Below are 11899 nucleotides of genomic sequence, written 5' to 3'. Positions count from 1 at the left end.
AAAGCGAAAAGCTGGGGGGCGCCTTGCCGGCCCGGGGGATAAGTTCCCCCAAGAGGCATAAGGCTTTGCGACATTAAAAGCCGTCTGTAAAAATATCTGTTTTAAACTGTGGGACAGCAGCGGCCAATGGCCGCTTTTTTCCGTCTGGTGCTCAAACCGGCATGACATCAGAGGGTTTCGAAAGAACCGTCGATGTAGCGGATCACCCACACGCCATTTTCTTCCTGAATACTGCCGTATACCACGCCACGGAACGTCAGGTAATACACTGCGCCTTCCAGCGTTTCTACCGCATTTTCAGCGATGTTATCGGTCACACAGATATCGTAGTTACCTTCTTCATCCGTCACATAGTGATATGGCATTGGCGAAGAGGTGTACTGGCGGTTAAGAGTCAGCCCCAGCGTACTGTCGACCACATCAGTTTCTTCATTGGCAGTACCCGGATCCAGCGTCAGCGACACGCCGTCTTTGTAGATTTCCAGACTACCGGTTACGCCATAGTTAGAGTCGGTATCGTAGGACACCAGGATACGGTCCAGACGGGAACCGGTACCGTAATAAATATCGCCGTTAGTCGACAGTCCTGAATAATCATGGGACAGAGCCGCAGTTAACGTATAACGGTCCGCGGTACGGGCATTCACCAGAATATCAAACGCCGTATCCGGCTGATCTTCTAGAATGGTTTCCGCAGTAAAGCGCGCGCTGCTCAGACCCAGAACCATTGGCTCGTACAGGGTTCCATCCAGCGTACCGCTGGTCAGTGGATCAAGAACATAGCAGCCATCACTGCCGGCAGATGCGCTCCAGGTAATGAAGTATTCGCCACGACCCGGCACAGTCACACGGGAGAAGGCGCCGGCTTCCCACAGATCATTAATGGCCTGATCAGTATCACGCTCGCCGAACAGACGCTGCTTGGGATCACAGGTACCCACGCTCCAGCTGCCGTTATTGTATTCCAGCTCACAGATCTCGATATCAAAGACAGAAACCAGATCGTCGGTTTCATCATCGCGGTTGATATCGGTATCGTCTTCACGCAGTTGCGTAGGATAGAAGCGGTAACGGGCGGAATCTTCCAGCGCCACGCCATCGACCATAAGTTTCACATCAAGGTAATCCACCTGCTGACCGGAAATGGTCTGGCTACCGCGCTCATAGGTTGCCAGATCCGCCTGCACAGAACCTTCGGCATAGCCGTTAGCGGCGTTCGGCGTGAAGAAGCCATTGAACGAAGTCCACTCTTTCTCCGGATAATAATCCGATGCGTTCTCCGCGTTGGCGGCAATATACACAGTGGTGTAGTTGTCATCGTCGTCATCTTCATCGCCAATGACATCCGACACACGACCGTTCAGCACCACGGTATCAATGTTGAAGCGCAGATCACTGACCGGATTCTGCGGATCATCCAGCGGGTCACGCACACCACGATAAAAAATGCGGTAAGCGCCACTCAGTTCGATATCGTCCTGAGTCACCGGCGTGCCATTCACTTCAGACGGCAGGCCTGAGCGATAGATGGAGAAATCAGACCAGCGCAGTTCGTAGGCCAGAATTTCATTAGCGCCGGAATCGGTTTCCACCAGCGTGCTGACGATGTTGTCGTAGTAAATACGGATACCGGTTGGCGACAGAATATCGTCCTCCGGATCGTCATTGTCGTAGGTGTTATCCACCACAAAGCCCAGATCGCCGGCACGCATGCTGCCGGTAATCAGTACGTCGATGGCGTGCGACTCTGTCGGTTCATCTTCTTCATCGGTGAGGTTTACATCAGCAACTTTCTGCGTAACCACCAGATTGGTGCCATTACTGCCGGTCAGCGTCAGCTGTGCAGTGGCGGATGAATAGGAACAGCTGGCGCCACTCATCCAGGCATAAGCCGAGGTATCCGCACAGACACCTGTGTTCTGCAGATAGGTCGCAACATAGAGGTCTTTAACGTCGATGTACTGATCAATCAGCAGATTCAGGTCATCCTGATTCTCTTCGCCAATCGCTTTCAGCATATCCATATAGGCATCAGCGGTTTCGCGATAGCCATCTTCAAAAAACGTATTTTCGTAATCACGCAGTACCTGTACAAAGGCCTTAGCACGACTCAGACCCAGCTGCAGATCTTCCAGATCGCTGGTACCGAATAACTCTTCCAGCGTTGCCGGACGCACGCTGGTCAGCGTTGCCGGAGAAGTCAGACTGAGAGACGCAATATCCTGATTAAGACCAGAGATCGCTGACGTCAGCGCGGTACCGGATATATTTTCACTGGCCGCAATCTGCTCCAGGTTTTCAACCGCGGCGGAATAAAGTGCCTGCAGCGTGAGGACCGCACTGCCGTCATCAGCTTCTGTCATCTGACCGGCATTAGCGCTGAATTCAGCGGCCGCATCCGCAGCAAAATCACCGCTGTAACTTTCGCTCAGGTGATACCAGGCGGCGATTAAGGCGCCGTAGCGAATGCTGTATACAGTATCAGCGCTGCTGCTGTCAGCGACGCGGCTCAGTTCGGTCAGATCAGTCGGCTCACGGGATTCGACACTGTCGATACCGAAGATCTGTGATACCTGAGAAATACTCTGCTCAACAGAATACGGCGAGTAGTAACCGGTGGCAGTCCAGGCGGACTGACCCTCATCGTAGACATAATCAAATGCCAGCTGAGCAGCGAGATCGGTCAGCGGAGTCAGACGAACCCGCTCACCACTGCTGATATCATACGCAACCGCACGCCAGCCGAGGCCATCAATACGGGCGACATCGGCACCAAAGGAATAATCAGATCCACCGGCGGTGCAGCCAGCAGCCCACTGACAGCGAACCGTGGTTGGCTCAACACCTGTGTCTTCTTCAGCGACGTGACCCAGCAGTTCGAAGTAATAAATCTCAGCCGCAGCAGCGCGCGGATTGACCTCACCCTGTTCGTCAGTCACATATTCCGTACCGGACAGACGACCTTCAGCATCACGGCTGAGCTGACCACCTTCGGCGGAGACGACACGCACCAGACCTTCTTCAATGTCTTCCTGACCGGCCTGCACATAAAATGAAATATTGGATGAAGAGGATGAACCGTTGCTGCAGCCACTGATGACGCCGGCCAGCAGCAGCGGCGTCAGCAGTGAAGCCGACATGGCTTTGTTGATGGTCATAAAAGGATATTCGCTTTTCCTGATTCCAAGCCCGTATTGGCTTACTGTAAAAATGGCGACCATGATAACAGGCTTTCGCCCGCTTGATAGTCGTCAGCGTAAGGATTTGCATAGACCACCAGTGGTAAAGCCGGTTCCACGGTCGCACCAATAACGCCAACCCAACGCCAACCCAACACCCACCCTGCCCCCTCGCCCGCGACGGCACAGCACCCATCCCCGCGACCACACCGCCAACAAGCGCGACGGCACAGGTTGCAGCCAGCAGAGATAACTGCCAGCGGACACAAAGCCATACATTCAGCCCCTACCCCTGCAGCGCCGAATTCCGTTAGAATGCGCGCCTCATCGCCCGGGCCAGACCCGGCCAGCACAATTTGTCCGCCAGAACTCCGGAGTTTCAATGCAATTATTTGTCGATCAATTGACCAACGTCGATTTCAGCTACCTGGACAGCCGTCGCGGTCTGGTTGGCGAAACCTGGTGGGCATCGGCGATTCTGGACGGAGCTCTGGATGATCAGGGCATGGTGTGCGATTTCGGTATCGTTAAGAAAACCCTGCGCAACTGGCTGGACGACGAACTGGATCACCGCCTGCTGGTGCCGGTGCGCTCTCCGGCACTGACCCTGAGTGGTGATGAACAGCGGGTATCCCTCAGCTGGCGTTATGAATCCGGTGAAGTACTGACCATGGAAGCACCACGCGAAGCCGTGGCTCTGGTCGATGCTGACGCCATTACCACGGATTCAGTCGCGGACTGGTGCCGCGAACAACTGCGCGAATTTTTCCCGGTGAATGTCGATCAGCTGACACTGCTGTTCGCCCCTGAGGATATTCAGGGCGCGTATTACCACTACAGCCATGGTCTGAAGAAACACGCCGGCAATTGCCAGCGTATTGCCCACGGCCATCGTTCACGCATTGAAATCTGGCGCGCCGGCAGCCGCGATAAAAGTCTGGAAGCCGAATGGGCAGAACAGTTTGCTGATATTTATCTGGGCAGTGAAGAAGACATCAGCGTACGAACCGATGACACAATCCACTTCGCCTACCGCTCGCAACAGGGTGAGTTCAGCCTCAGCCTGCCGCAACGCGCCTGCTATCTTATGCAGACTGACACCACAGTTGAGTTTATCGCCGCTCATCTGGCGTCGGAAATCCGTGGCAAATACCCCACGGAGGATATAGAAGTAAAAGCTTTTGAAGGCGTTAATAAAGGTGCCATTGCCAACTGATGGCCGCCACACATTCAGATTCCAACGGAGAGATCTTTTGAGCCAGATTGAACGCCAGCAAAGCACCCAGCGCATGAGCCGTATCGTTAAACATAACGGCACCATCTATCTGTGCGGTCAGACCGCCTGTGATGACGAGCACGTCACCATCGAACAACAGACGCAGGGTTGCCTGAACAAGATTGATGCCTTACTGGCTGACGCCGGCAGTGACCGCGATCACCTGCTGTCCATCACCATCTACGTACGTGACATGAAAGACTTCGCCGCCATGAACGCGGTATACGACGCCTGGGTTGCAGAAGTGGGCAAACCAGCCCGTGCCTGTGTTGAAGCGCGCATGGCCCGCCCGGAAATTCTGGTCGAGTTCAGCGTAGTAGCAGCTGAAAAATAGCCGTAGCTGGAAAATAGTTGCGGCTGACAACAGCCGCCGCAAAAACACCAGCAACACGCCTGTCAAGCGCTCGCAGAAATACCCTTCTGTGACAGCGCTTCAACCCCCGGCACCAGAGTGTCGATTGGGGGCTACTAAAGCACACCAGATACGCCGTTACCTGCCGTAATCAAACAATTTCCGCCCGCTCGGCCCGGTTAAGCACAAAGTTAGCTGAGATCAGCGGAAAAATCCGGTACAATCCCGCGCCGTTTTACCACACCCGCAATTCAATCTATTAGTCAGTTGAGAACCGCTATGTCCAAGCCTATGGAGCTGTCCGCCCTGACCGCTGTATCGCCTGTTGATGGCCGCTACGGCAGTAAAACCATCGATCTTCGCCCTGTCTTCTCCGAATACGGTCTGATCCGTGCACGGGTTGAAGTCGAAATCCGCTGGTTACAGCGTCTCGCAGCCCACGAAGGCATTGCCGAAGTACCGGCGTTCTCAGCGGCAGCCAATGCACAGCTGGACAGCATCGTCGCTGACTTCAGCGAAGAAGATGCGCAGCGCATCAAAACCATTGAGGCGACGACCAACCACGACGTAAAAGCCGTGGAATACTTCATCAAAGAGAAGTTTGCCGGTAACGACGAGCTGATGGCAGTCAACGAGTTTGTGCACTTCGCCTGCACCTCCGAAGACATCAACAACCTGTCTCATGGTCTGATGCTGAAAGCCGGCCGTGACGTGGTTGTTCCTGTGATGCAGAAAATCGCCGACGATATCCGCAAGCTGGCCCACGAGCATGCCGCTCTGCCAATGCTGTCCCGTACTCATGGTCAGACCGCATCGCCAACCACGCTGGGTAAAGAGATGGCCAACGTGGTTGCCCGTCTGGAGCGTCAGATCAAACAGATCAACGCCGTCGATCTGCTGGGCAAAATCAACGGTGCTGTCGGTAACTACAACGCACACCTGTCAGCGTATGCGGACATCGACTGGGCTGCCAACGCAGAAACCTTCGTCACCTCATTGGGGCTGACCTTCAACCCTTATACGACTCAGATCGAACCACACGATTACATCGCTGAACTGTTCGACGCAATTGCCCGCTTCAATACCATCGTGATCGATTTTGACCGCGACATCTGGGCATACATTTCTAACGGCTACTTCAAGCAGAAAACCATTGCTGGCGAAGTGGGCTCATCCACCATGCCGCACAAGGTTAACCCGATCGACTTCGAAAACTCCGAAGGTAACCTGGGTATTGCCAATGCCGTTATGACACACATGGCACAGAAGCTGCCGATCTCCCGCTGGCAGCGTGATCTGACCGACTCCACCGTGCTGCGTAACATGGGTGTGGGTCTGGGCTACAGCATGATCGCTTATCAGGCGACACTGAAAGGCATCAGCAAGCTGGAAGTGAACGCAGCCCGTATCGCACAGGATCTGGATAGCGCCTGGGAAGTGCTGGCGGAGCCGGTACAGACTGTGATGCGTCGTTACGGCATCGAACAGCCATACGAAAAACTGAAAGCATTCACCCGCGGCAAAGCCATTACCAAAGACGCCATGGGCGACTTTATTGCCTCCCTCGAGCTGCCACAGTCAGCGAAAGATGAGCTGAATGCCATGACCCCGGCTAATTACATCGGTAATGCCGCAGATCAGGCTAAAAACGTCTGATTTCGCCTATTCTGTAATGCCCCTGAAAGCCTCCTGCGGGAGGCTTTTTTGTTTTCTGTTTCCATTTATCTGTTCCCACTAAGTTGAGTACGTTTATGCATGTTCTCGGTGAGCTGTCGATTGAAGAATTTCTGCGTGATTACTGGCACAAAAAACCGGTATTAATCCGTAACGCATGGGCGGATTTCGAACCCCTGCTGTCGTCACAGGAACTGGCGGGGCTGTCACTGGAACAGGAAATTGAATCTCGCATCGTCGAAGAAGAAGGCAAAGACGGCCCCTGGTCGATCCGCAAAGGCCCCTTCACCGAAGACGATTATCTGGAGTTACCGGAAAACAAATGGACCCTGCTGATTCAGGGTGTTGACCAGTGGATTCCGGAAGCCGCCGACCTGCTCGAATATTTCCGTTTTATTCCCGGCTGGCGTATCGACGATCTGATGATCAGTTACGCCACCGACGGCGGTTCCGTCGGCCCACATTATGACCAGTACGATGTATTCCTGCTGCAGGCCGAAGGTCAGCGCGAATGGCGCACAGGCCAGATGTGTGGCGAAGACACACCATTTATGAAAGGCCCGAAGATCCGCATTCTGGAAAACTTTGAAGAAAGCGATCGCTGGGTACTGAATCCAGGTGACATGCTGTATCTGCCACCAGCACTGGCCCACTGGGGCATAGCCCGCGGCGAATGCCAGACTTACAGTATTGGTTTCCGCGCACCGGCTCTGACCGAACTGGCACCACTGGTATTCGATGACGTGATGGACAATGCATCCGATGATCAGCGCTATGCTGATCCGGACCTGACCCAACAGTCATCCACCGGCCTGATCGATAAAGCCGCTGCCCAGCGCCTGCGTAAACTGCTCACTGACGCCATCAGTGACGACGAACGCCTGCAGTCGATCATTGGCCGCCTGATGACAGACCCCAAGTACGCCGAGCACGTGCCGGAAGCTGTGGCACTGGAAGAAGATGGCAGAACGTTACTGGCACAGAGTGACAATTGGAAACGCGCTGAATTCAGCCGCTTCGCCTATTCTGTCCATGAAGACCATTGCCGCTTCTACGCCATGGGCCAGGAGTGGCTATTACCGGCAGGTGACCAGCCTCTGCTCAGCCTGCTGTCCGACAACCGCAGCTATGAGGCACAAGTGATAATTTCCTCAATTCATTCCGAAGACGCCGAAAAAATGCTTAAATCTCTGATTGAACAGCATTTTATATACGATCCAGAGGTAGAATATGGAGATTGAAGTCACTGACTGGAGATCACACCGCGAGGCGCTGGAAGCCATCCGGCGGCGTGTCTTTATTGACGAACAGAAGGTCCCCGAGGATCTTGAATGGGACGCAGAAGACATCAACGCGGTGCATTTTATCGCCCATTACAACGGCCATCCGCTGGGCTGTGCCCGCTTATTGCCTAACGGTCAGGTCGGACGCATGGCGGTTATTCCCGAAGTCCGCTACAAAGGTGTGGGCAGCGCCCTGCTGAAAGCTGCAGAAGATCACTACCGTAAAGAATCCCACGGCAGCCTGTTAAAGGCCAATGCCCAGACCCATGCCTGGCAGTTTTACCACCGCCATGGCTTTATTCCGGAACCGGCATTCAACATGGATGCAGGCATTCCACACGTGCGCATGATCAAACACCTGGCACGCAGCGGCAGCCTGTCCGACACGTTCGTGCCCGGCCGGGACAATACCGATTACCGTCTTGACCCCAGAGCCTCCGCAGAGGGGCTGCTGCAGATCATCAGCAGTTACGGACCAGCAGCGATTAATATCGCCATCACTGACCTCGCCCTGCCGGTCTGGTCCGATGCGTCAACGCTCAGCTGTTTCACCCGCTATCTGCGTGGCGCCCGCCAGCGCAGCATGCGCATTATCATTAACGAGGAGTACTCCGGTATTGCCGATCACCCGCTGATTCAGTTGCAACAGCGCATCAGCAGCCGCATTGAGCTGAAAGTGTATTCCGGACTGAAAGATACCCTGGTCATCATGCCAGCGTATTGCTGGATCAGCATGGATCGCATGGGGGTGAAAGCCAGCCTGAATGACCGCGTCCGTGTCGCCCGCCTGCAGGATCAGTATCAGGAATGGTGGCGCTCCGCCCGCCTGTCACGGGAAACCCGCCGCCTGCGCATCTAGTTTGAGTGAAAAGAGAATACCCGCTGAAGAGAACACCCGGACAGGCATCTGTACCGGGTGTTTTTTTCTGCTAACCGGGCGTTTTCTTCACTGCTCCGTTCTGTCTGATTAATGTACCGCGACAAACACCGCGATATTAATCACAGTCACCGCACCGGTCAGTATGTTGCGCATACGCTGATAGGACGCAGCATAAGAGCGGCGGAAAATAGGATTACTTTCCGTCCACAGCAGCAGCCAGAAACCCACCATAAACATCAGACAGGCAATATTGGTTGGCAGGAAATACGCCAGCAGTCCCCAGAGGAACACGCCAATCGCCAGCTCCAGCGGAATTTCATCCATTTCTTCCGGGTTTGCCTGCTCAACACCCCAGCAGACACCCGCCATAAAAGCCAGAATCAACAGAGAGTAGAGTTTGAAGAATTCTTCACCCTGCTCATAACCAAGAACCACGGCCGTCATGCCGATAATAAAAGGCAGCAGACCCGCATAACCCAGTTTTTCTGAGATTGAAAACGTCATAAGCACCTCCGGATTCCCCCCGGCATCGCCGGACAGAACCATTCTAATGGTTATTTTTCAACGACTTACAATAACAACATAGAGGGAGATGAGGGAAAAGTAACGAAAAAAATGACCTCTGAGCAGACACAGAGGCCATTTTTGCGACCGGATTCAGATACCGGCGGAGAGCAGAGCTTCAACCCGGGCGACGTCATCCGGGGTGTCAATGCCATGCCCTGGCGGCTCAGCAATGACTGACATATGAATCTTCACGCCGTACCAGAGCGCCCGCAGCTGCTCCAGAGATTCCGTGGTTTCCAGCGGACAGGCTTCCATTTCCATGTACTGACGCAGGAAGGAAACACGGTAGCCATACATACCAATATGACGATACACCGGCATTTTTGCCGTCATCACCCCTAGCTGCGCTTTATAGCCATCCCGATCCCATGGAATCGAGGCACGGCTGAAATACATGGCAAACTGCTCACGGTCCAGCACCACCTTAACCACGTTCGGATCAAAGGCATCGCCGTCATGATTCAGCGGCGTACAAACCGAGCTCATCCCCGCCTGCGGATAATTAATCAAACTGGCGGCGGTGGCTTCAATCAGAGATTCAGGAATTAATGGTTCATCACCCTGCAGGTTGACGATCACAGTCTCATCCGCCCAGTTTTTAATACGGGCAACCTCAGCGATACGCTCGGTTCCGTTTTCGTGATCGACAGCAGTCATAACCACATCCGCACCGAATGCTTTGGCCACGTCAAAAATGCGCTGGTCATCCGTAGCAATCACAACGTCCTCAGCGGCACTTTCCTGCGCCCGCTCCCAGACATGCTGAATCATAGGTTTGCTGCATAAATTAATCAGCGGCTTACCTGGTAAACGACTGGAGCCGTAACGCGCCGGAATAACAATTTTGTAGTCAGACATCCGTCATCACACCTTATAAAAATCGCGATACCATTCAACGAATTTACCAATACCATCCGCCAGCGGCGTGTTTGGCGCAAAGCCAACATCGGCACTCAGATCATCAACGTTGGCATAGGTAGCCAGCACATCACCTGGCTGCATTTCCATGTAGTTTTTATCGGCTTCTTTACCCAGCGCCTGCTCGATGGTTTCAATAAAGGTACCCAGCTCAACACTGTTGTGGTTACCGATATTATAAATTTTATACGGAGCGGAACTGCGGCTGGCGTCGCCACTCTCCGGCGTCCAGCCGGCAACACCCTGCGGAATTTTCTGGGTAATACGGGTAACACCTTCGACGATATCGTCAATGTAGGTGAAATCGCGCTGCATTTTACCGTGGTTAAATACATTAATGGTTTTACCGGCAAGAATGTCGCGGGTAAAGCTGAAGTACGCCATATCCGGGCGTCCCCACGGACCGTATACGGTAAAGAAACGCAGACCCGTGGTTGGCAGACCGTACAGGTGTGAATAGGTATGCGCCATTAATTCGTTGGATTTTTTCGTCGCCGCATACAGGGATACCGGATGATCAACCCGGTCCGATGTGCTGTAAGGAATGTGCGTATTCAAGCCGTAAACCGAGCTGGATGACGCATACACCAGATGCTCAATTTCATTGTGACGACAGGCTTCCAGAATATTCACAAAACCAATCAGATTGCTGTCGACATAGGCATGCGGATTACTGATGGAATAACGTACACCGGCCTGGGCCGCAAGATGCACGACACGATCAAATTCGTGATTATCAAAAACTGCCTCGACAGCCGCGCGGTCAGCAAGCTCTACCTGAATAAACTGAAAACCGTCCAGTTGATTCAGCCACTCCAGTCGACCGTGCTTCAATGACACATCGTAATAATCGTTGAGGTTATCGATACCAATAACCTCATGCCCCTGCTCGACAAATTGCTTGCTGGTGAAAGCACCAATAAAACCGGCGGCACCGGTGATCAGAATTTTCATTTTTTCATACTCCTGAACTCAGGCGATTCCTCAAACTCAGGTAACATCGCCTTAATATAAGCTTCTTCCAGTGACATACGGCTGCCTAAAATTGCGTCGGCCACTTCCCGTGCCACGCCTTTGCCACCGGCTGCTGCAGTAATAAACTGAGCATTGTCTTTCACCATCCAGAACGCATCGGCCGGTGCTACCGCCAGACCAACCCGCTTCATTACTTTCAGATCAATGACGTCATCACCGACGTAACAGACATCTTCCGCATCAATATTGAGCTGAGCCATAAGCTCCGATAATTTCGCCCATTTATCTTTGGTACCCGGAAAGAAATGGCGGATACCCAGATCGCGTGCGCGGCGGCTTAATGGCGCAGAATCTTTCGCGGAAATAATCGCGGTTTGGATAGCGTAGGTCTGCAGAAGTTTAATGCCGACACCGTCTTTGACATTGAAGTGCTTAACCTGCTCGCCATCAGCAGAATAGGTCAGCGTGCCATCGGTGAGAACGCCATCAACATCGAAAACCACCAGACGGATACTGCGGGCACGTTCCCGCACTGAATTTGTAAGCTGAATCATAACGCTGTCCGCCAGAGAAAGCGGCATTGTAACCGGTTTGTCCGCCGCTGTATCGGCCCCGTACAGGAAGACACCGCAGACCGCAGGTAAAACTCATTACCGGGAAAAGAATAAAAGTGATATTGAAGGAAGGGTAAATCGCAGACATAAAAAAAGCCGGCATAGCCGACTTATTTTACGCTCTCTTTGATCTGTTTCTGAGCAGATCAGAGATGGCATCCCCAAGGGGATTCGAACCCCT

10 protein-coding genes are annotated in these 11899 nt (G+C 53.3%); 5 read left to right on the top strand and 5 right to left on the bottom strand.

The features are described 5' to 3' along the window. Positions 1 to 167 precede the first annotated feature (167 nt). A complete protein-coding gene (locus tag B2Z72_RS02765) occupies positions 168 to 3158 on the bottom strand; it encodes a hypothetical protein (RefSeq protein ID WP_297004096.1) in 2991 nt (996 codons plus the stop codon). A gap of 403 nt (positions 3159 to 3561) precedes the next feature. On the opposite strand from B2Z72_RS02765, the gene B2Z72_RS02760 reads away from it, so the two are divergent. The 5 genes from B2Z72_RS02760 (at position 3562) to B2Z72_RS02740 (ending at position 8623) form a co-directional block, all read left to right on the top strand. After that, positions 3562 to 4395, top strand: a complete 834-nt coding sequence (locus B2Z72_RS02760; RefSeq protein ID WP_296983784.1) for a 6-carboxytetrahydropterin synthase — start codon at positions 3562 to 3564, stop codon at positions 4393 to 4395. Positions 4396 to 4432: 37 nt separating this feature from the next. After that, positions 4433 to 4789, top strand: a complete 357-nt coding sequence (locus tag B2Z72_RS02755; protein ID WP_296983783.1) for a RidA family protein — start codon at positions 4433 to 4435, stop codon at positions 4787 to 4789. A gap of 309 nt (positions 4790 to 5098) precedes the next feature. Next, positions 5099 to 6463, top strand: coding sequence for an adenylosuccinate lyase (gene purB, locus B2Z72_RS02750; protein WP_296983785.1), 1365 nt, complete (start codon positions 5099 to 5101; stop codon positions 6461 to 6463). Positions 6464 to 6558: 95 nt separating this feature from the next. Then, positions 6559 to 7722 (top strand): cupin domain-containing protein, encoded by a 1164-nt coding sequence (locus tag B2Z72_RS02745; RefSeq protein WP_297004094.1) that lies wholly within the window; start codon positions 6559 to 6561, stop codon positions 7720 to 7722. After that, the gene (locus B2Z72_RS02740; protein ID WP_296983778.1) at positions 7712 to 8623 is read left to right on the top strand and encodes a GNAT family N-acetyltransferase; all 912 of its coding nucleotides are present in this window, start codon (positions 7712 to 7714) and stop codon (positions 8621 to 8623) included. Before B2Z72_RS02745 ends, B2Z72_RS02740 begins: the two co-directional genes overlap by 11 nt. A gap of 108 nt (positions 8624 to 8731) precedes the next feature. Here B2Z72_RS02740 and B2Z72_RS02735 read toward each other — a convergent pair whose 3' ends face one another. From B2Z72_RS02735 to B2Z72_RS02720, 4 genes are all read right to left on the bottom strand, one after another. Further along, positions 8732 to 9148, bottom strand: a complete 417-nt coding sequence (locus B2Z72_RS02735; protein ID WP_296983777.1) for a DUF3429 domain-containing protein — start codon at positions 9146 to 9148, stop codon at positions 8732 to 8734. Positions 9149 to 9301: 153 nt separating this feature from the next. Then, complete coding sequence (gene kdsB / locus B2Z72_RS02730) at positions 9302 to 10069, bottom strand: 3-deoxy-manno-octulosonate cytidylyltransferase (RefSeq protein WP_296983776.1); 768 nt, start codon at positions 10067 to 10069, stop codon at positions 9302 to 9304. A 6-nt stretch (positions 10070 to 10075) separates the two neighbouring features. Continuing rightward, positions 10076 to 11083, bottom strand: coding sequence for an NAD-dependent epimerase (locus B2Z72_RS02725; RefSeq protein WP_296983775.1), 1008 nt, complete (start codon positions 11081 to 11083; stop codon positions 10076 to 10078). Further along, positions 11080 to 11658 (bottom strand): KdsC family phosphatase, encoded by a 579-nt coding sequence (locus B2Z72_RS02720; RefSeq protein WP_296983773.1) that lies wholly within the window; start codon positions 11656 to 11658, stop codon positions 11080 to 11082. The genes B2Z72_RS02725 and B2Z72_RS02720 overlap by 4 nt, the downstream gene beginning before the upstream one ends. Between the last annotated feature and the right edge of the window lie 241 nt (positions 11659 to 11899).

Source organism: Thalassolituus sp. UBA6592 (assembly GCF_002433655.1).
Lineage (GTDB): Bacteria > Pseudomonadota > Gammaproteobacteria > Pseudomonadales > Oceanobacteraceae > Venatoribacter.
The sequence above is the reverse complement of the archived record's forward strand: the minus strand, read 5'-3'. Positions and strand labels throughout refer to the sequence as shown.

Excerpts from the sequence above, each read along its gene's own strand:
- B2Z72_RS02765 (WP_297004096.1), bottom strand. The coding sequence starts at position 3,158 with ATGACCATCAACAAAGCCATGTCGGCTTCACTGCTGACGCCGCTGCTG.
- B2Z72_RS02760 (WP_296983784.1), top strand. The coding sequence starts at position 3,562 with ATGCAATTATTTGTCGATCAATTGACCAACGTCGATTTCAGCTACCTG.
- B2Z72_RS02745 (WP_297004094.1), top strand. The coding sequence starts at position 6,559 with ATGCATGTTCTCGGTGAGCTGTCGATTGAAGAATTTCTGCGTGATTAC.
- B2Z72_RS02735 (WP_296983777.1), bottom strand. The coding sequence starts at position 9,148 with ATGACGTTTTCAATCTCAGAAAAACTGGGTTATGCGGGTCTGCTGCCT.
- kdsB (WP_296983776.1), bottom strand. The coding sequence starts at position 10,069 with ATGTCTGACTACAAAATTGTTATTCCGGCGCGTTACGGCTCCAGTCGT.
- purB (WP_296983785.1), top strand. The coding sequence starts at position 5,099 with ATGGAGCTGTCCGCCCTGACCGCTGTATCGCCTGTTGATGGCCGCTAC.
- B2Z72_RS02720 (WP_296983773.1), bottom strand. The coding sequence starts at position 11,658 with ATGATTCAGCTTACAAATTCAGTGCGGGAACGTGCCCGCAGTATCCGT.
- B2Z72_RS02725 (WP_296983775.1), bottom strand. The coding sequence starts at position 11,083 with ATGAAAATTCTGATCACCGGTGCCGCCGGTTTTATTGGTGCTTTCACC.
- B2Z72_RS02740 (WP_296983778.1), top strand. The coding sequence starts at position 7,712 with ATGGAGATTGAAGTCACTGACTGGAGATCACACCGCGAGGCGCTGGAA.